We start from the raw sequence: 19,512 nt of genomic DNA on the forward strand, positions 1-19,512 counted from the left end.
GGGCTTGGTGGGGTTGCCTGCCGGAGCGGGAGACAAGTATCCGGCCTCGTTGTCCGGAGGCATGGTGAAACGAGCAGCACTGGCGAGAGCCTTGGCGCTTGATGCGAACATCCTGTTTCTTGACGAACCCACCGCAGGACTGGATCCAATCGGGGCTGCATCTTTCGACCAATTGATTCTGACCCTGCGCAATGCACTGGGCCTCACGGTGTTTCTGGTAACCCACGACCTCGATACGCTGTACACCATATGCGACCGTGTCGCGGTCCTGGCGAACCAGAAGGTACTCATCAACGACGGCATCGAGGCAGTCGAGCGCTTCAAGCACCCGTGGATACAGGAATACTTTCACGGCCCCCGTGGCCGTGCGGCCGCACAGGCCACTGGTGCTTCCAGCCAAGAGACGCAGCCATGAAACCCCTCCGCATCTGCATCATTCTTCCGTCGCGCACGCATTGGGCTGGGCGCACGCAATATTTAAACTCTGAGAACGAGGTGGTCTGATCATGGAACCACGTGCCCATCATGTATTCATTGGTCTGTTCGTCGTGCTGCTCGGTGCGATTGGTATTGGCTTCGCGCTTTGGCTCAGCGACACACGTTCCGACCACGATTACCAGTATTACCGGATTATGTTCGATGAGCCAGTGACCGGGCTTACGCCCGGCAGCCAGGTTCAGTACAGCGGAATCACGATTGGCGAAGTCGTTGCACTTTCTCTTTCACCGCGAGACCCAAGGCGGGCGATAGCGCGCGTACGCATCAATGCCACCATCCCGGTCCGGCAGGATACCCGCGCTGAATTGGTCATCACGGGAATTACCGGCAACGCGGTGATCGAGTTGAGCGACGGTGGGCCAAACGTGCCATTGCTGGATCGGAGAGAGGACGAGGAACCGTTGATCCTCGCACCACGTTCGGCGATGGCATCCCTGGTCTCCGGTGAGGGGAACAGCATGACGACACTCAACGGCATCTTGCTGCGCACGCAGGAGTTACTGTCGAAGGAGAATTTGGCTCTTGTGCACCGCAGTCTGGTGAATCTTGAACAGACCACGGGCGCGGTCGCTGACCAGAGGGCCGAGATCGCGACGTTAATCAGCAATCTGACCGAAGCAAGCAGAGAATCGACAGCTGCCGTGCGCCAAGCAAATAGCACTCTTCGCGATGCCAACCTGCTACTAAATAACGATGGTAAGCAAATCATGGTGAACACGCGTGATGCAACGGCATCCCTCGAACGCGCCGCTTTCAGGGTTGAGACGCTACTGCAAAACAATCAGGAATCGCTGAACCAGGGCTTGGCCGCCACAGGTCCTGCCATGCACGAACTCCAGCAGGCGCTGGCCAATCTAAACACCGTGCTGCGCCGACTGGATCGCAATCCGGCGCAATACCTGCTCGGTGGAGAGAACATTGAGGAAACCAAGCCGTGAACACTTCCGCCAGGATGATTCCCGTCGCTGCCGTGACTATGACGCTAGTACTCGGCTTGTCCGCGTGCAGTGTGCTTCCCAAAGCAGCTCCAATGGTCACCTACAAATTGCCCGACTATCACATCGCCCAGGCGGAGAGTACGCCGCGCGCCGTTCCGGGACCCGGGGCGCTGCGCGTCTACGCCCCTGAGAGTAGTCGCGTCCTGGATTCGGAGCGGCTGTTCATTGCGCAGCCCGATGGTCGCTTGTCGGCTTGGCAAGGAGTGCGTTGGGCCGACCCCGCACCGGTGCTGCTGCGTGACCGAATCGTCGAAGCCTTCATGCGCGATGGGCGGTCGACTTCCGTGATTACCGATAGCACCCCAATGAGCGCCGATATGGAGTTGCGCAGTACGCTGCGGGCGTTCCAGCTCGAATACCGCGGCACTGAAGCGATCGCCGCGGTTCGGCTCGATGTGCAACTGGTCGATCCGGCCAAACGGACTGCTATTGCCAGTAGACGCTTCGAAGCAATCCAAGCCACAGGCAGCAAGCGAGAGGCCGATGTGGTGAGCGCGTTCGGTGTCGCCACGGATATATTGGCCGGGCAGATCGTTGAATGGGCAGTTCAGGTCGGGGCAGCGCGTTTGCGAGTTGCACCGGAATTGGCAAGCAACCATGCACCCACAGCGTCGTCGATAAGCACAGACTAGTCGTCTTAACGGAGCACAGAAGCTAGGGCCAAAACGCTGCTCGACACCTTAACTCGGTACGACAGCCTACGGCCCCGATCCAATCCCAGGACCTCTTTGCCGTCCAACCTCCCATGACACACCGCCGCCGCGTACAGTCGCGGCGATCTGCTGCCCCAGTCGTGGCTCGATTATCGGCCGCCAAGGCACCAGACTGAATCCCATGCCGTCATCGAGCAGCGCATAGCGACCGCTGGCGAGCATGACCGAGCGCCGGTAGATGCCGGCTACGCGCTGCCCGTCTGTGACGTGCCGATGCTCCAATCCGCTATCGGCGGCAATGTGCTGGGCGGCCTGCGCCAGCTCCCGATTGCGCAGCGTTTCCAGCAGATTCCGGGAGAGAATCAGCCGCTGCCCGCGCCGCTGGGCCAGCCCCTGTTCTTCGAGGAAGTCGGCGCGCTGCTGCAAGGCTTGCCTAGCATCGCCGCCAAAGCCCAGGTCGCCCAGTCCCTTGCCGCCGCCGATCAACTGCTGATCCAGCCAGGTCGCGCCGATGACGCGGGCCTGCCGTTCAATCGGCAGATGCGATTTCAGTTCGACCGCCACGCCGCCCAGCCGCTGCGCGTCGTACTGGCGGCCACGCTCGGCCAAGTCGTCCGGCACCTTCCATAACCCCTCGGCCACGCGCTCCACGATGCCGGCCCGCCGTAGGGCTTCCAGCCGGCGGATATGGGCCGCCACAGCCTCTTGCGGGTCGCGGCCGGGCTTGGCTCGGCCTTGCTCGATCGCCAGGTGGTGATCGGTGCGGTACAGGCCATTGCTCGCCAGCGTGGCGATGTTCTTGTCGGCCGCCCGCACCTCGGCGGAACCGCGTACCTCCACCACCGCGCCGATGGGATAGTTCGCCAGCTCGTCGCGGGCGTCCAACGCGACGTAGTGGGCTTTGCCGTCCAACCCGTCGATGACCAGATAGCCGCGGTCGTGCAGCTCGTCGGCCAGACCCTTAGCAGCCACGCGACCGACGATAGTGCGGCCGTCGTCGCCCGGCTCGAACACCGCCAGCTCGCGAGGCTTGCCGCTCATGGCCCGCTGCATCGTTCGGATGATGTCGCCACGCTCGCCCAGGGCACGCAAGGTCTTCTCCGCGTCCGCATGGACGGCCCAGGTGCCGGGCTGCACCTCGTCGGCCAGGCCCAGGCGCTGCAAGTGTTGCAGGCGGCCGATCAGCAGCAGGCGCTGGCGTTGCAGCCGGGGTTCGTTGAAGCGTTCGATCTGCACCCGGCCATCCTCGCCGGCCTCGCGCTGCAACGTGCGGTCGAGGCTCGTCCACCGCTCTTGCTCCACCTCGCGCTGCAAGGTCTGCTGGATCTCCAGTTCGGTGCGCGGCCCCAGCCATTCCGTCGCCAGCTCGGCGGCGCGATGGCGGAAGCCGTGGGCGATGTAGTCGCCCGCGATGATGAGGTCTTTGCCGGTATCGTCGCGTCCGCGCACGATCAGGTGCGTGTGCGGGTTGTCGGTGTTCCAGTGATCGACCGCCACCCAATCCAGCCGCGTCCCCAGGTCGGCCTCCATCCGGTTCATCAGGTGCCGGGTGTAGGTGCGCAGGTCGTCCAGCTCCGCACTGTCTTCAGGTGAGACGATGAAGCGGAAATGATGTCGGTCGTCCTGGCAGCGTTCCTTGAAGGCATCGAGGTCGGCTTCGTCGGTCTGCGGCCCGTAGGCACGGCCCGGCTCGCCGTTCCGGCCGGCACCGTCGCGCTCGATGTAGCGCAGGTGCTTGGCGAGCGACTGCGGACTGGCGTTGCGCTGGTTGACCAGCAGCGTCTTGATGGTCACGCGCCGTGACATAGGGGTCAGCTTTGCGCCTGCGAAGCGCGCCGCCGTATGGCCGCGTCCAAGCCGTGAGCCGGGCCGCTGGCCGGCGTGCTGGCCGCTCCCGCCAGCGGTAGGACGGCGCACCGCCGACTTGCCGCCGCTGGCCTTGCCAGCCTGCTTGAGCACCTTGGAAACGAAGCTCTGGCCCTGGCCTTTGCCTCGGTTCTTCGGCGCGCCAGGGCGCACCCAGAAATCATGGTCGCCGCGGTCGGTCATGGCTGTGCTCCCTGCAAGCTCCGGCGTGTCCGAGCGTGCGAAGCACGCGGACATGCCTGCATCGGCGCGTGCCTCGCGCCCCACGCGGCACGGCGGCGAAGCCGCGCCGTGCCGCGCCACCCCCACGTGCAGACTGGCTTTGCGGGCGGCAGAGTGCCGAACCCTTTTGTCTTGCCTTCCGCCTTTGCCCCTCGCTCCCGCTCCGGGCATCGGCGGCCCGGCGGCGCTGCTGCACGAGCAGCCAGCCCGCCGGCGAACACGCCAATGGCCGCAGGCCAGGCGCGTTCGAGGCAAGACGCCTGCACGTTGGGCGGCTGCGCCGAAGGCAGCGCGAAGTGCGGTGCGAATGCACCCGCACTGCACGCGCGACGACACGGCGACGAACAGTAGAACGACATGCCCGATGGCACGATGAGAGGCGCGGCAAAGTGCAGCGAATCGGCGGCCATCATGGACGTGTCTCCAGCCAGATCGGATGCGCAACGCCGATCACGGCGAACGCGCTGACCGGCCCGAAATAGCGGCTGTCGAACGACGCCGGGTTGGTCGCGCTCAACAGGAACAGTTCGCCCGGTTGGAGACGGCGGCAAAGCTGCAAGGATGGCAGCGGCCGGCCCAGCCGGTCGGCAGGCAGGGCGGCGGCCACCGGCACGCCGTCGATGCGAACCTGGCCGGCGACGATGCAAACGTGTTGTGGCGCGACTGCGCCCACACGTTTGAGCAGCGGAACGCGGGTCGGCAGGTAGCCGCGCTGCGCAGCCAGCATGGCGGCCCTGTCGGGCAGCGGCATCAGCACGATGCTGTCCACGGACAGCGGACGTGGCCGCGAGGCGGTGCGCGGGTCGAACGGTTCGATGCGATACCAACCGACCGCCACGCTGTCGGACGGGTTGTAGGCCATTCGCGGCAGGGGCTGCACGAACGCCGCCCAGGCCAGCGCAGCGAGGCCGACGGTGGCGAAGCCTGCCAGCACGAGGCGAGCGCGCAGGCGCGAGCGAGGATGCGGCACGGGGCCGGTCGTGGAAATCGTGGTCATGGCAATGCCCTCCCGGCCAGCCAGGCGGCGTGCCGTTCTGCGGTGTATGTGGGTAGCGCCGAGCGCGCTGCGAGCCGGTTCGCGAGCGTGCGCCAGTACGCGGGCGATGTGTCTGCGGCTGCGATGCCCAGCGCCTCGATGCCGTCGATGCGTTCCAGCACGGCGCGCACGTTGGCATCGCCTTCGGCGTGCAGCAGCAGACGCGCGCCCGGCTGCACGCCGGGGATGCGCTGCACGGCGTCCAGCGGCGTGGCGGTCTGCATCACCATGAGCTGCCAGCGGATCGTGCCGTAGTCGTTGGCCTGCCAACGGATGCGGCACAGAACCGCGTTCGGCAGGAACACGGCGCAGCGCCGCCAGCGGTCGAGCTGGAGCGTGCGCGCCGGTTCGCCGAAGCGCAGGTAGAGCTTGAAGCGCGGTTCGATGTAGGCCAGCGCCACGCGCGTCAGCGGCACGTTGCCGGCCTGGCCGGCGAGTGTCGAAGGCGCCGGCGGCGGCGCAGCCGTGGGCGCACTTGCTTTGGGGGTGTGGGCGGTCGAAGCGGATGCGTTCACGGCGTGCCCTCCGGGGGAAACTCCCGCTCCAGCAGGTCGCGCAGCAGTTCGGCTACGGTCACGCCTCGCGTGAAGGCCGACACCTTGATGCGCGCCCGCATGGCGGGCGTGATGTCGAGCGTCAGTCGAGCGGTGTAGAGGTCGCCTTTCTGCACGGCATCTGCGTCGCCCTGGCGAATCCACGCTTCGGCGTGCGGATTCGCTGGGGGACGCGCACCGATGCCGACGCGCTTGCTGCGTGGTGGTGGCTTCCCAGTCATGTCGGCCACCGCAGCAGTTCGTCGGTGAGCGCGGCGATCTCGCGGGCAGCGGCGCTGTCGGGCGCGGTTTCGCGGGCGAGCCGGCCAGCGGCTACGCTGTCGGCAAAGACGATGCGCTGGTGGATCTCCGAGCGCAGCGCGGGCAGCGGCTGTTCGGCCAGCGATTGCCGTGCCTCCCTGCCGATGATGGTGGTGCTGACGCGCCGGTTGATGACGAAGGCCGCGCGCAGCGCTGGCCGGAACACCTGTGCTTCGCGGATCAGTGCGACCATCTCGGCAGAAGCCCATACGTCGTAGGGGCTGGGCTGCACGGGGATCAGCACGCGCTCGGCCGCCAGCAGCGCGGAACGCGCGAGGGCGGCGATGCGCGGCGGGCCGTCGATGATGATGTGATCGGCCCGCCTGGCGAGTTCTGGCGCTTCCTGATGCAGCGTTTCGCGGGCAAGGCCCACGGCGCTGAACAGACGGGGCAGGCCCTGCTGGCTACGCCGCTGCGTCCAGTCGAGCGATGACCCCTGCGGGTCGGCATCCAGCAGGATGACATGCAGGCCGCGCATCGCCAGTTCGCCGGCGATGTGCGTGGCGAGCGTGGTCTTGCCGACGCCGCCTTTCTGGTTGAGAAACGCGAAGATCATGGCGCGGCCCTCCGAGCTGGAAAGCCGGCCTGGCCGTGCCGTTTCGTGGTTGTCCACCGAAACGGCGCGCTTCTACTAAAAGTTATGTATTTCTTGTTAGGTAAGTTAGAGGGAACGCAAACCCGCGCCGTTGTTGGCTTTCCGGCGTTTTCGTACTCCTGATAGCACGAGGGTCGTACTCCTGATAGCACGATACCCGGTACTCCTGATAGCACGAGGCCGTCCACAGGTTCTCCCGCAGTTATCCCCGTGCCGCGTGCGGCACGGGCCGGAAGGTCAGCAGCTCGGTGTTGTCGTCCGGCATCCGCTCGATGCCGAGGACGTAGCCGGGCAACGACTGCCGCGCCACCAGGGCGCGCACGTCGTAGGCGAAGTCCGAGAAGCGGGCCGCGCTGCCGGATTTGCGGTACAGGTGTCGGAAGTCGAATTGCCAGCCGTGCTCCTGCCGCCCGCCATGCTTGCGCACCAGGCGGTACAGCCAGCGTTCGATACCGCCCTTCAAGCGGAAATAGGCCGGGTCGATGGTCAGCACCAGGGCGGCGTCGAGCACGCCGGCATAGAACCAGTCCGGCAAGATCAGCTCGATGCCCAGCGGGGTGCCGCTGGCGTCGGCGAGTTCCTTCCACTCGTTGATCCACGAGAAGCGATGCAAGCGCCTTCCCGTGGTTTCGCGGATGGACGTGGCCACCGTGGTCGATTGCAGCCGGTCGAGGGCGGCCTTCAGGCGCTGGTAGTCGTTGAGGGACGTGCCGCGCCCGATGAAGCGCAAAATCTCGTAAGGCGTGGCGCGTATCCAGCGCGACGGGCGCAGGCCCGCGTCGCGCGCCTCCACGATCTGCGAGGCGGCCCATATCAGCACGTCGGCATCCCATATCGTTGCGATGCCGTGCTCCTGCGTGCCTTCCACGCGAATGGTGACGTTCCCGCTGCGGAAGTCGATCGGCGCCGTGCGCCGCGACTTGGCAAGCGAGAAGAACGGAAAGGCCATCAAGTCCTGGGAATCGCGTGGCGCCATGTCGCCCGGCAGCGCGCGGAACAGATCGAGCTGTTCGCGCTGCGGCAAGGCTTGCCCTGGCGGGCTGGACATGGCGAAGGCCACCCACGCGCCGACGATCAGCGGCCATCACGGTAGTCGCCCGCGTGGCGCTCGGCGTATTCGGGATCGGACGTGGCCTCGTAGCTGCGCTGGTCGGCCCAGGCATCGAGGTCGGACACCGCGTACATGACGCGGCGGCCGAACTTGCGGAACTTGGGGCCGCCGCCGATCACCCGCTGCTTCTCCAGCGTGCGCGGCGACAGCCGCAGGTAGTCGGCGGCTTCGTCGTTTGTCAGGTAGCGTTGAGGCTGCGAGGTCGCAGTGACGGCAGCGGCGGCAGGCCGCGAGGGAGCAGGTCGCATGGGATGTACCTCCATCAAGCCCGGCCACACCACGCGGCCGGATAGAGGCACTCTCAAGAAAGCAAGGCTTCTTGCTAAGGGACGATTCGCACGGGTCGAGAAACGTCCCCCCTAATGCGACGGGAACATTGGAAGCTGCGCTAGTCGGCGGTAGCCGCCGTGCATCAGCTCATCGCCGCGGCGTACCAGCCGCCGTACGCGGGCACGCAATGCACTGTCTTTGTGCCAGTCGGCCGCGACGGCATCCGCGCCGAACAGACCTTCGCCCACCTCGCGCAAGGAGGCTCCCGCGAGGGTCGCGTCGAGCGCTTGCAAGGTATGCAGTTCCAGCAGCGCGGCGGGCGTGGGGCGGGAGCGGGCTGTTGCCACAGGCGTGGCCACGGTTGCGGCAGATAGCGCATCCAGCTTCGCAGCGAGCGTGCGGTAGCGCGCACAGGGCGTGGCGCAGGCGCGTGTGGCGTAGAGATAGGCCGAACCATCTTCCAGGTCGGGTGCGAGTGCCAGCCGAACGCAGCAGCCTGGCCAATGCGATACGAGCACCAGGCGCTTGCCGTCGTGGGTCAGTTGCTTGCGCCCAGGAATGCGCCAGAACTCGAAGGTATGCGCATCGGGTGGTGGGTCGGCGTCGGGGTATAGCTGCACCACGGCATCGTGATCGGGGAACCAAGCAGGATGTGCGTCGCGCGCATCCAGGCCGGGATCTTCCAGCAGGCGCAGGCCCCAGGCCTGCGCCGCATCAGGCTTGCGACGCCGGCGTAGCCAGTCGCGCCGGTAGCTTGGATTCCTGCGCAAATACTCCCAAGCCAGCGCTGGGCCATCGAGGTGCAGCGTGTAGAGATACGCGGCCGTGGGATACCAGTGTTGGCTGCTGCGGTCAGTCATGGCGAAACCTCCCTGTTTCTGGGAACGTCGCCACAATTCCGCTGTGCGGGAGCTATCGAATCGCCATCAAGTGGTCATCAAACTCGGGTTACGCTTTAACTGCTGGTGTCAAGACAGATTCGCTCCAGTGCATTGCCGAAATCGTCTAAATGCGACGACTGCACCGCCCGGAAATGGGGTGCAGCATTGAACACCGTGCCGAATCTCGCGCCTGGCATCATGACTGTTTTGGTCAGGAGCGCACCACCCTGGTGCAAGCATGCGGATCAAGACTTGCCAGGTCTTGGCTAAGACCGAAATAGTCACAATGCGATACTTTTTGCCTGGTCGCGCTGGAATGCGTCAATCGGTGATCGAACCGTTTTCCTGAGCCAGTCGAACGTATTCCGACAGCGGCCGCGTCGGCTGGAAATACCGATCTCGTATCACGGGCTGCTTGAGCGGCCCGACGATGGACGCCAGATCGGACAGCTTCACCGTCGCCAGGGCAGGCATCCCGATCCCGAGGTCGATCAGGCCGTAGGCCGTATCGCCATCGGTCGGATCGAGCGCGGCCAATAGCCAGGTCGCATGTGCGTCCGGTGTGAACAGGCGCACCACGGGCAGCGGGTCACATTCCTGGCCTGCGGCGCGGGTGAGGCCGTGGGCCAGTAGGTGCACCCGGTCTTCCTCGGTGACAAGCGTGGTCAAGGCCGCGCCCCTTCCACGAACACACGCAATCGCCGAGGCGCATCTGTGCCTGCGGACGGATGCACGTATGCGCAAGCGCACGAAGCCGCAAAAGCGGAGAGGCACGAAGGCGTATTGGTGGAAGTCAGGAAAGACACGGATGCGGTTCCCTGGGTCTGAGGAAATCCGCAGATGCGGATCTCCGTAAAAGCACGGAAAAGGAAAACATCACCACCAAATGAACACTATAGATTGTAGTCCTATAGGGCGCAATGGGCTGTCATCTTGGTTTTTTGGGGAAACCATAGGTGGCAGCGAAGAACTCATTGGCAGCGGCGATTCGGACGGTAAGGAAGGCGCGTGGTTTGAGCCAGGAAGCGTTCTCCAACGTGTCCAGTCGCACCTACATGAGCACGCTGGAGCGCGACCTGAAAAGCCCAACCATCCAGAAGCTGGCCGATCTGTGCGAGGTCATGGAAGTGCATCCGCTCACGCTGCTCACATTGGCTTATGCCGGTGACAGCACCCGCGAAGCTGATGAATTGCTGGCACAGGTGCGCCAGGAACTCAGGGCGATATTGGAAGAGCCCGACACGCCTTAGCGCGTTGGCGTGTGGTACTGAATTGCAGCAAGCGGAGCGCGCAGCGCCGCAGGCGCGAAGGCGTGAGGGATTGAAGCCGGATGGCCGTGACGGCTTGCCGGCACGGGGCGAAGCCCGAAAGCCCGGCGGCGCTTACAGCGCCGACACGCCACACACCGCTCGTTGACACGGATTGCGAGCCACAAGGCACGCATGCAGGCCCGCCGTGACGGGCGTATCCAGCACGCGGCAGCAGCAGAAATCCTGCGCGTGCGGTGCTGCGATCAGCAGCATCGCGCCCCGCCGCAGTGGGCGGGACGCGGTAAGCGGCTGTCAGGCCGCCTTCGGCTTGTTGCGCGACCAGATCAGGTCGTGCGTGCCGTCCTCGTTCTCGATCAGGCGGGCATAGACCGTCGCCGGGAACGAAGGGTCGTCGATGGATACGGACAGGTATTCCCGCCCGGCCTCGCTGGTCTTCTTCCACGCTGCGCCGACTTCGTGGCCAGCCGCTTGCAGGTGGAAGTCGGGGGCGTTCTCGGTGTCGCCCTTGTCGTTGGGAACCAGCTTGACCTTGACGTTGAGCGTCAGGGTGCGAAGCGTGCCGGTGAAGCCGTCTTTCTCTGCGGTGAAGGTGCCGATGTTAGCCATGATGTTTCTCCTTTCGGGTTGAACAAGGTCGCGCCAGTGCGTCCTTGTTGTGATCCGGCCGGCGGGGGATGGGCTGGTCGCACCGCACAGCGGTCGCAACAACGTGGAGAACCTGGAAGCGAAAAGAATTTGTCCCGCGAGGAATGCGCGCAGCGCAGGGGAAATTGTTTTCGCTGCAAGGTTGCGGCCATCAAGCACAAGGCGCAGCCGCGCCACCGCCAGGATTCACAACAAGACAAGGACGCACAGGCCGCCCGCTCCCGAATGGAGACGTGGCCAACTCGGCATCCCCGCGTGACGGCTGCACCGGCTTGCGCCCTGACGCGGGCCAGGTCAATGCCCCGACGACAAGGCCAGAGCGCCCCTGCCGCAGCTCACGGCCACATACTGAGGCGTGGTGTGGAAGCTCCATAGAAGCGAGGCTGGGCGGCGTGTCGGTGAACCGTCTTTCGTGACGTACAGACAACGAACCGCCAGCGTCGGGGACGGCACGCTTTCGTGCAACCTGCCGCAGCAAGCCGGGGCGTAGCCACACCAGCCCCGCCCATTGCGGCGGGGCTCGGTCGAATCGTTGGCGGCGCGATGCGCCGCCACACTTGCTGGCTTCGTGGATTTCGCGCACGAGCGCCCTTGTGCGTGGCCCCATCGCCGCCTGTCCGAAGGCGGCGATGGGGCGTTTTGGCTTTGAGCAGTGAAACCGGGCGCGGCCACCGCCGCGCCCGGAGTTTTCGACCACCGGCCCCAAGGCGGCACGGCTTGGGGCCGGTGCGGCTCGTTATTCCTTGGTTTCGATGATCCACCACACGGCGCGCGGCAAGGCGCGGCCCGTGAGGGGATGCAGATCGGTCAGGTCGGCGCGGGCCGTCCAGCCACGCGGCGGACGGTAGCCGCGCACGTCGCCGTCGCCGTGCCAGCGGCGGGCGCGCACCGTGCCGGAGGCATAGGTCGCAGCTATGCGGGGGCGGTTTGCGGGTTGGTGGGTCATGGCAGGCATCCTCAACATGAAGCGCCCCGGCCGGAACCGGGGCGCTATCTACGGTGCGAAGTCACGCGGCCAAAGCCTCGGCCTGCGGCTGGTCATCCGCCACGGCGGCCACTTCTTCCTGTGCTTCGGCTTCGCCATCCGCCGGCGCGTCCTGCCCGGTCTGCTGCGGGCCTTCGGAGCGGAAGATGGCGGGCATCCAGCCGGTGCCAGCGGCCAGCCGTTCGGCTTCGCTGGCAATGTCGCCCTTCTTCAACTTCGCCAGTCGGGTGACGTGCGAGGGCGCGAACCCGCCAACGGCTTCCAGAATCGCGGCCTTCGGCACATGCCGGAAGTAACCCTCATTGGTGGGCTGCCACCACGCGGCCATATCCAGCCCCACGGCCTGCGCCAGTTCCGCGCCGGGCTGGTGCGGCGTGGCGCGAGGCGTCACCACGTCCACCGTGGAAGCTAAGCACACGGCCAACAGCCGCACCAGTTCATCCTGTGATTTCGCCAGCAGCGCGGCGAACAGTTCGGCGCTGTCCTCCGGCAAGGTTTCGCCTGCCACCTGTTGCAGTTCGCGCAGCGCCACGGCGGCGGGTGATTCCGGCCAGTCCGGGGCCATGCCTTCCAGCCGGTCTTGCACCGTGAGGCGCACACCCAGCGGCAGGTCGTGCCCGTAGTGCCTTTCCTGCAAGACGGTCTGCACCATGCCATGCACCACGGCGGCCAGCGCTGCTTGCGGATGCCGTGCAACTTCGATTTGCAGCGCAGCGGTACGGTGCGCGCTCAACCGCTGCGCCAGTCGGTCAGACATGGCGGCGGTCTTGGGCTGCTCGTCGTCCTCGCCTGCGTCCTCGTTCGCGGCTTCGCCTTCGCTGCCGAAACCCTGCCGCAGCCGCTCCAGCGTGCGCAGTGCCTTGGCCTCCGCTTCGCGCAGCAGCCCGCGATGAATCGCGGCCTGCCCGTCGCGGTCGATGGTGACAATGGCACCGGCTGCGGCCTTCACGTTGGCCGCATAGTCCAGCAAGCCATCTTCCAGCGCCTGCAACTGCTCGCCCAGGCGTTCGCCTTCTTCCTGCAAGGCATCGGCCTTTTCCTCGTCCTCGTCGTCCAGCGCGGCATCCACCGCCTCGGCCAGTTCGTGCAGCTTGGTTTGCAGCTTCTCGATGCGCTGCGCGTCGCGCTTGTTCGGACTGCGGCGTTCCCTTGGCGCACGCTGGAAGGCTTGCAGATCGGCATGGGTCATGCCCGGCGTGGCATCCACCCACGCCCAGCCCTCGGCCTGCACCTTGGCGGCGATACCTGCCAGCTTGTCCTGCGCCAGCCGTTCCAGCAGTGCGGCATCGGTCAGATACACGCCTTTGTCGCCCTCCGCGAACAGGTCGCGGCGGATGCCACCGCCTTCCTGCTCGTAGCCGTCCAGCCCGACAAAGCGCACCAGCGGATGCCGGTAGGCGTCGATTTCGCGTTCGGTCAGGCGGTCGCGCAGGTTGTGCGGGCCGCGCTGCCATGTGGGCGCATCGTAGAACGCGGCTTCCTGCGCAGCATGGTCGTCGGTGATGGCGAGGGCCATCAACTGGTCAAGGCTCACGGCCTCGGCCCGGTAGTCGGCCAGCAGGCGCGGCGACACGTTGGCGAGTTTCAGACGGCGCTGCACCACCAGCGGCGTGACGCTGAAATCCGCTGCAATGTCCTCGATGCTGCGGCCTTCGGCCACGAGCGCGGCGAACGCCTCGAACTGGTCGGCGGGGTGCATGGCTTCGCGCTGCACGTTCTCGGTGAGGCTGGCCGTGCGGGCGGTGCCATCGGCCACCAGCAGGCAAGGCACCTCCCATTCCTTGCTAATGCGGTGCTTTTTCGCCAGCAGCTTCAACGCTGCGAGGCGACGGTCACCGGCCACGACCTCGTAATGCTCGCCATCGGCGGCGGCAATCACGATGAGGTTTTGCAGCAGGCCGACACGCTGGATGCTGGCGGCGAGTTCGGGAATGGACATGCGCGGGGTCTTGCGCACGTTGCGGCCAGTGGGACGCGACACCAGCCGCGACAGCGGAACCAGAATCAGGTTCTTGGTCGGATCAGCGGCTTCCAGCGGGATAGCGGCGGCGGTGTTGATGGCGCGGGCTTCGGTTTGGGTAACGGCGTTCATGGTGATAACTCCTATCGGTTCAGGGATGCAGCAGCGAAGAAAGCGACAAGGGCTGCTGCCTGCCCCTGCCGCGTGGGGATTCAGGCTTTCAACTGGCGCATGCCATCGGCCAGCAGCCAGAGGGCGCGATTTAGTCGGATGTTTTGGTCGATGCCCTGCACCGGGCGGGTTTGCTGTCGGCGCCCGTTGGCGCTGCGGCCACGCAGCCCGCCTTGGGTCAGGTTTTCTTGGGTGCGGTTGAACACGCTCCACAGGTCGGGGCGGCGGTCGTCGAAGCGGCGCGGCATCAGGATTTGCGATTCCGTGATGGGCGCGGGCTTGTCGGGGTCGTCGTACTTGAGGGCGAGCGCGGCGCGGGCGAACACTTCGGATTCGCCATCGTCCAAGGTGATGCCGCGCATGGCATCGCGCGATTCCTTCACCCGATCGAAACCGCTCAAGACTTCGTAAGCCCCCTCAATGACCAGACCGGCCACGTCGCCTTTATGGGGCACTCGCACATCGGCCACGGTGTTGCCGCAGACAAGGCCATTGCTGCACACGAACCGGAACATTCCGGCCAGCATCTGATAGCTGCTGGTGCCGTCGTGCGAGTTCAGCAGCACGATTTCGTTGGCCTCCGCGCCGTTGATCTGGCTGGCATGGCGCAAGCGAATCATGTGTTTGGTGTGCTCGCGCTTGCCTTCGTCGCGCACGCGGGTTTGCGTCACCATGAAAGGCTGGAAGCCTTCTTTGCGAAGCTCGGTCAGCACGGCGGCGGTGGGGATATAGGCGTACCGCTGCGAACGGCTCTCGTGCGGGGCATCCGCGAAGATGGACGGGGCCACGCGGTGAATCTGGTCGTCGGACAGCGGGTAATCGCTGCGCAGCGAGGGGGAGCGGAAAGCGAAACGGGATGCGAGTTGCATGGTCTTTCTCCTGACAAAAGAGGTTTGCTGTTCACACCGCACACCGGATTTCTAGATTCGGAGCCCAGCCTTTCGGCTGTTTGGTGCGGTCGGCACGAGGAACCCGGTTGGCCCTGTTGCCACCGTCTTTCCTGAGTTCATCGCCCGCGCCCAAAGGAGCGCGCGGACGGGGGCCGTCAAGGAGCCAAGCGCAGGGTTGGTGCGGCCCGCAGGCGCAGCCGAGGACACGGCCCTGCGCGCCTTGACGGCACACGGTCGCGGGCTACGGTCGCGGGTAAGGTGATGAAGTCAGGGGAGACGGCTGGACAAGGCAACGGCCATCCCTTTGTGCTGACCGCACGCAAGCGAAGCGCGCAGGCCCGAAGCTGGAAGCCGGGCCGTAGGCGTCAGCGATGCGGAAGGCTGGCGAAGCCAGTCCCGCCAGGGATGAGCGACTAGCGAACCTGGAGCAGCGCGATCCGCGAAGCGGAGACGCAAGAGGACTCTTCGTTTACCATTTGTTTCGCAAGCAAATGATGGGAAAGCAAGAACACGGAGATATAGAGATGATTGTCTGCATCAACCGCCTCAAACAGTTCGGAATCTTCAGCGACTTCAATGGAACGAAGATCCAAAAGTTCGGCCGGTACAACCTGGTCTATGGTTGGAATGGAACAGGCAAGTCAACGTTATCGAATCTATTCTCTTGCTTTGAGCTTCGCTCGATGGTTCCCCGCTTCAGCACGGGCCAATTTTCAGTAGTTCTGGAGGATGGCTCAACGATCACGGAATCCACACTCCACTCATCCCAATTGAATATTCATGTTTTCAATCAACGCTTCGTGCATGAGAACATTGATTGGGACAAATCCGTAAAGAGCATCCTTCTTATTGCGAAAGAGAAGATTGATGACTTGCAGAAGCTGGAGAAGCTGAAGAGCGAGCTTCAGTCGAAAAAGAAGGCTCACGACGACAAGCAAAGCGATATCAAGAAGCAGCGTGAGGCATTAGAGAAGTTCCTGACCAATGCTGCCAAGAAAATGAAGCTTGGACTTCAGGCGATTGATACGAGCGACAGTTATTACTTGAATTACGACCGCCGCAAGCTCTTCAACTTCATACAGAATAACGGCGAGACAATTATCAAGGCGGAGTCGGTTCTTCCAGATGAGAGGGTTATCGACCTTACGAATGCCGCCAAGCCAGATCAGCTTCCAAGCATTGCTTTCGCCTCAACGGCCATTGAGCCGGACTACTTTAAGAAAGCGGCGGGCCGCATCAGAGATTTGATTGGGACTACGGCGGTCAATCAAGCAATCCAGCGGCTGACCGATAACCCGGAAATCCGCGAATGGGTTCAAGCAGGCTTGGAAATCCATAAAAACCACGACTCGCAATCCTGCGAGTTCTGCGGCTCTCCGTTCGCCCAGCTTCGTGCCGAGGCGCTTGCTGCCCACTTCAGCAAGGAGTTCACGGAGTTTCAGAGCCGACTTCAGAACGCGGCGACATGGATTGAATCTCAAGGCGCTCCAGCTAATCAGTTTCCCGCATCGACCGAGTTTTATAAAGAACTATCGGCCGAGGCAGAGAAGCTTCAAAAGGACTACGCAACTGCTGCTGAAAAGATCGACCAGCAAATCGACGCCTGGCGGGAAGCCCTGAAGGCCAAGATCACAGACCCTGGGAAGACAGACATTCAGATCTCGGATGTGGTTGAAGACGATGTCACCAATTTCAATGACATCCTGAAATCGATTGTTGCTCTCGTTGGAAAGCACAACAATAAGACTTCAAATTTCAAATCTGAGACCTCAAAAAGCAAGGTGGCACTGGAGCTTCACTTTGCTGCGGCTGAGGTGCAAGAGTTTGACTATGCTGGAAGTGAGAAGAAGTGCAATGACCTTGAGTCAGAAGCAAAGAACGACCATAAGGAAATTGAAAAAATTAGTCTAGAGGTCGGAGCCATAGAAGCGGCGCTCTCGAATGAAACGGTCGGGGCAAAGGAGTTCAATGACATCCTGCATCGCTTCATTGGCCGCTCTGAGCTTTGCCTGAACTTCAATCAGAAGAAGAAAGGCTATGAGATCATCAGAAACGGGGTTGGTGAGCACGATGGGAATTTGAGCGAAGGTGAGAAAACTGCGATTGCATTTGTCTATTTCATCACGAAGCTCAAAGAAAATGGAAATAACATCAAGGATACGATCGTCGTCGTTGACGATCCGGTCTCAAGCTTTGATTCTAATCACTTGTTTCACGCCTACTCGTTTTTGAGAACGCAATGCACTGAAGCCAAGCAACTTTTTGTGCTGACTCACAACTTCACTTACTTTAAGCTAGTGAGAGACTGGTTCACTGGCACCAATAGGAATCGAGTCAAAAAAGGCAACGCCGAGAATTGCTTCTTTTATCGCCTGGATGCGCCACCTGGCTCCCCTCGTCACTCCCTACTTGTGGATGCCGACGACTCACTCAAGAACTACGGTTCCGAGTACCACTATATCTTCAAGAAGCTCTACGAATATAGGGCGCACACAACACTCAATCGAGATGAGGCGTTCTTGACCGCCAACCTCGCCCGAAAGCTTGTTGAATCGTTTTTCACCTTCAAATATCCAAGGCGTCGAAGCGACATTAGTCAATTGATGGAGGCTGGCCTAAAAGATTGCACCATCACGACACCAGAGCTTAAAGAAAAAATCTACCGCTTTATCAATAAGTATTCACATAGCGACGTTATTGAGATAACAGAGGAATCCGCAGAAAACTTGGCAGGCGAAAGCCACAGCGTCATCGGGAACATCTTCCAGTGGCTGGAAGAGGTGGACAAGAAACATTACGACGAGATGATTCAGGTTGCGACGGCCTGAGCATCAGGCCGCGAGGGCCATAGCTATGCCACCAGGCGCAGCAAAAAGGGGCCGAAGCCCCTTGGGCTAGATCAGCCCATGCTCGGCGAACGATGCCGTTTCGTTGCCCGCAACGATGATGTGATCGAGCACGCGCACGTCCACCAGACCCAACGCTTCCTTGAGCCGCTGGGTCAGCGCCCGGTCAGCCGCGCTCGGCTCGGGGTTTCCGCTCGGATGGTTGTGCGAAACGACGACCGCCGCCGCATTGAGCCGCAGCGCCTCCTTGACCACTTCGCGCGGATACACCGACGCACCGTCAATAGTGCCGTGGAACATCTCCCTGTATTCGATCAGACGATGGCGCGTATCCATGAACAGCACTACGAACACCTCATGCTCGAAGCTGGCCAACTTTGTACGCAAGTATTCCTTGACCGCCGCCGGCGAAGTGAACTCTGCTCCGCGCCGCATTTTCCGGTCAATGACCTGGCGCGCAGCTTCCAGAATGTCGTCGGCCGATGCCGGTAGATAGCGCCCGTGCGCGTCGCGCACCAGCAGACAGGAATCGAACGAGGGAAAGGACAGTTGCGACATGATCGTGCTCCGGTTGCTCGGGCGGAATTGCCCGGAACCGGCGGCAGCACGGCGCAGCGCAAGCAGTCAGGGGTCGCAGACGGCCGCCAGGACGCAAGCGCGCATGGCGCGCGCCGCCCTTGACGGCGAGAACGCCGTGATACGGTGAAGGGAACAGCAAGACCGCCCACACCCGCCCACTGCACAGAGTCGATTTTTGGCAAGCGGAGCGCGCAGGCCCGGATCAACGAGCCGGGACGGAGGCGTCAGTGATGGAAGCCCGACAGGGGCGAGACTCGCGCAGCGAAGCTCGATGCGCAGCACGACAGCGCGACGGCGGCACGCCGGGACGCCCGACTGCTTGGGACAGGACTACTCGTTGTCCGTCTTGCGCTGCTCGATTTGCAACTGCGCCCGTTGCGTTGCCTGTTGCAGCCGCTCCACCAGCACGCCCCTCGGCGGCAAGGCGGTCAGATACTCGGCAACGTGGATGCCGGACTTGTCCAGCTCCAGCAATTCGATCTGCTCGCGCTTCTTGCCGGTGCAAAGGATGATCCCGAGCGGCGAGGCTTCCTCCGGCTCCCGTTCGTGCTTGTCTAGCCACCGAAGGTAAAGCTCCATCTGCCCTTTGTAGGCCGCCTTGAAGTCACCTACCTTCAACTCCACCGCAACCAGCCGCCGCAGCTTGCGGTTGTAGAACAGAAGGTCAAGGTGGAAATCCTCGTCGTCGATCGGAATGCGCTTCTGCCGGGCGACGAATGAGAAGCCCGCGCCCAGCTCCAGCAGGAAGGACTCCATTTCACGGATGATCGCCGCTTCCAAGTCGCCTTCCTGCCAAGTGTCCCGCAGGCCCAGGAAGTCGAGGATGTACGGGTCGCGCATGACCAGGGCCGGCGACATGCGCTGCGCATCGCGCAGGGTCGCCAACTCCTGCGCTATGGTTTCTTCCGGCTTTTGGGAAAGCGCCGTGCGCTCGTACAGCATCGAGTCGATACGCTCGCGCAGCGTCCGCACGCTCCAGCGTTGGGTGCTGGCCATCTGTGCGTAGTAGTCCCGCTGGAGCGGGTCTTTCAGCGGCATCAGGGCGATGAAGTGCGTCCAGCTCAATTCTCGTATCAGTGATACGAGAATTCGCTCGTCGGGGAAGGTGGCGGCGAACTGCACCATGCGGCGCAAGTTCTGCTCTGCAAAGCTGCTGCCGTACTCCTCCACCAACTGCGCAG

20 protein-coding genes are annotated in these 19,512 nt (G+C 63.3%); 5 read left to right on the forward strand and 15 right to left on the reverse strand.

Annotated elements, in window-relative coordinates:
* From AOZ53_RS14355 to AOZ53_RS14365, 3 genes are all read left to right on the forward strand, one after another.
* Positions 1 to 415 (forward strand): ATP-binding cassette domain-containing protein (locus tag AOZ53_RS14355; RefSeq protein WP_082385638.1); only part of this gene is annotated, 415 nt, incomplete at its 5' end.
* A gap of 91 nt (positions 416 to 506) precedes the next feature.
* Positions 507 to 1,436, forward strand: coding sequence for an MlaD family protein (locus AOZ53_RS14360; RefSeq protein WP_000433686.1), 930 nt, complete (start codon positions 507 to 509; stop codon positions 1,434 to 1,436).
* Positions 1,437 to 1,528: 92 nt separating this feature from the next.
* Positions 1,529 to 2,128: an ABC-type transport auxiliary lipoprotein family protein gene (locus AOZ53_RS14365; RefSeq protein ID WP_003124411.1), complete on the forward strand. Its 600-nt coding sequence runs from the start codon at positions 1,529 to 1,531 to the stop codon at positions 2,126 to 2,128.
* A gap of 66 nt (positions 2,129 to 2,194) precedes the next feature.
* On the opposite strand, the gene AOZ53_RS14370 is transcribed toward AOZ53_RS14365, so the two are convergent.
* The 9 genes from AOZ53_RS14370 to AOZ53_RS14410 all read right to left on the reverse strand — a co-directional run bounded on the left by AOZ53_RS14370 (position 2,195) and on the right by AOZ53_RS14410 (position 9,653).
* Positions 2,195 to 4,198 (reverse strand): relaxase/mobilization nuclease domain-containing protein, encoded by a 2,004-nt coding sequence (locus AOZ53_RS14370; protein WP_000132148.1) that lies wholly within the window; start codon positions 4,196 to 4,198, stop codon positions 2,195 to 2,197.
* Between the two features lie 448 nt (positions 4,199 to 4,646).
* Positions 4,647 to 5,234: a S26 family signal peptidase gene (locus AOZ53_RS14375; protein ID WP_003092304.1), complete on the reverse strand. Its 588-nt coding sequence runs from the start codon at positions 5,232 to 5,234 to the stop codon at positions 4,647 to 4,649.
* Positions 5,231 to 5,788 (reverse strand): DUF2840 domain-containing protein, encoded by a 558-nt coding sequence (locus AOZ53_RS14380; protein WP_023093372.1) that lies wholly within the window; start codon positions 5,786 to 5,788, stop codon positions 5,231 to 5,233. The genes AOZ53_RS14375 and AOZ53_RS14380 overlap by 4 nt, the downstream gene beginning before the upstream one ends.
* Positions 5,785 to 6,048, reverse strand: a complete 264-nt coding sequence (locus tag AOZ53_RS14385; protein WP_000147048.1) for a hypothetical protein — start codon at positions 6,046 to 6,048, stop codon at positions 5,785 to 5,787. Before AOZ53_RS14385 ends, AOZ53_RS14380 begins: the two co-directional genes overlap by 4 nt.
* On the reverse strand, positions 6,045 to 6,683 hold the full coding sequence (gene parA / locus AOZ53_RS14390; RefSeq protein ID WP_003092312.1) for a ParA family partition ATPase: 639 nt from the start codon (positions 6,681 to 6,683) through the stop codon (positions 6,045 to 6,047). The genes AOZ53_RS14385 and parA overlap by 4 nt, the downstream gene beginning before the upstream one ends.
* Before the next feature lie 241 nt (positions 6,684 to 6,924).
* Complete coding sequence (locus AOZ53_RS14395; RefSeq protein WP_003092315.1) at positions 6,925 to 7,782, reverse strand: replication initiator protein A; 858 nt, start codon at positions 7,780 to 7,782, stop codon at positions 6,925 to 6,927.
* A 14-nt stretch (positions 7,783 to 7,796) separates the two neighbouring features.
* Positions 7,797 to 8,081 carry a helix-turn-helix transcriptional regulator gene (locus AOZ53_RS14400; RefSeq protein WP_001247107.1) on the reverse strand — a complete coding sequence of 95 codons (285 nt, stop codon included), beginning with the start codon at positions 8,079 to 8,081 and terminating at the stop codon, positions 7,797 to 7,799.
* Positions 8,082 to 8,192: 111 nt separating this feature from the next.
* Complete coding sequence (locus AOZ53_RS14405; RefSeq protein WP_003092318.1) at positions 8,193 to 8,963, reverse strand: DUF2285 domain-containing protein; 771 nt, start codon at positions 8,961 to 8,963, stop codon at positions 8,193 to 8,195.
* A 342-nt stretch (positions 8,964 to 9,305) separates the two neighbouring features.
* Entirely contained in the window at positions 9,306 to 9,653 is a 348-nt protein-coding gene (locus AOZ53_RS14410) for a DUF2958 domain-containing protein (protein WP_016487838.1), read from the reverse strand.
* Between the two features lie 287 nt (positions 9,654 to 9,940).
* Here AOZ53_RS14410 and AOZ53_RS14415 point away from each other — a divergent pair, with 287 nt between their 5' ends.
* Complete coding sequence (locus AOZ53_RS14415; RefSeq protein ID WP_006379425.1) at positions 9,941 to 10,234, forward strand: helix-turn-helix domain-containing protein; 294 nt, start codon at positions 9,941 to 9,943, stop codon at positions 10,232 to 10,234.
* A gap of 312 nt (positions 10,235 to 10,546) precedes the next feature.
* Here AOZ53_RS14415 and AOZ53_RS14420 read toward each other — a convergent pair whose 3' ends face one another.
* The 4 genes from AOZ53_RS14420 to AOZ53_RS14435 form a co-directional block, all read right to left on the reverse strand.
* Positions 10,547 to 10,861: a DUF736 domain-containing protein gene (locus tag AOZ53_RS14420; protein WP_001273857.1), complete on the reverse strand. Its 315-nt coding sequence runs from the start codon at positions 10,859 to 10,861 to the stop codon at positions 10,547 to 10,549.
* A 775-nt stretch (positions 10,862 to 11,636) separates the two neighbouring features.
* Entirely contained in the window at positions 11,637 to 11,846 is a 210-nt protein-coding gene (locus tag AOZ53_RS14425; RefSeq protein WP_022580212.1) for a hypothetical protein, read from the reverse strand.
* Between the two features lie 61 nt (positions 11,847 to 11,907).
* Positions 11,908 to 13,977, reverse strand: coding sequence for a ParB/RepB/Spo0J family partition protein (locus AOZ53_RS14430; RefSeq protein WP_000994919.1), 2,070 nt, complete (start codon positions 13,975 to 13,977; stop codon positions 11,908 to 11,910).
* A gap of 80 nt (positions 13,978 to 14,057) precedes the next feature.
* Positions 14,058 to 14,885: a DUF932 domain-containing protein gene (locus AOZ53_RS14435; RefSeq protein ID WP_003092327.1), complete on the reverse strand. Its 828-nt coding sequence runs from the start codon at positions 14,883 to 14,885 to the stop codon at positions 14,058 to 14,060.
* 392 nt (positions 14,886 to 15,277) lie between these two features.
* On the opposite strand from AOZ53_RS14435, the gene AOZ53_RS14440 reads away from it, so the two are divergent.
* Positions 15,278 to 17,734, forward strand: coding sequence for an ATP-binding protein (locus tag AOZ53_RS14440; RefSeq protein ID WP_001223964.1), 2,457 nt, complete (start codon positions 15,278 to 15,280; stop codon positions 17,732 to 17,734).
* Between the two features lie 66 nt (positions 17,735 to 17,800).
* Here the strand turns inward: AOZ53_RS14440 and radC are convergent, their stop codons facing one another.
* The gene (radC, locus tag AOZ53_RS14445) at positions 17,801 to 18,310 is read right to left on the reverse strand and encodes a RadC family protein (RefSeq protein WP_003092330.1); all 510 of its coding nucleotides are present in this window, start codon (positions 18,308 to 18,310) and stop codon (positions 17,801 to 17,803) included.
* A 351-nt stretch (positions 18,311 to 18,661) separates the two neighbouring features.
* The coding region (locus AOZ53_RS14450; protein ID WP_082385639.1) for a PDDEXK nuclease domain-containing protein at positions 18,662 to 19,512 on the reverse strand (851 nt) is incomplete at its 5' end.

Origin of the sequence: Achromobacter sp. 2789STDY5608621 (assembly GCF_001299375.1) — a bacterium.
GTDB classification, from domain to species: Bacteria; Pseudomonadota; Gammaproteobacteria; order Burkholderiales; family Burkholderiaceae_B; genus Achromobacter; species Achromobacter insuavis.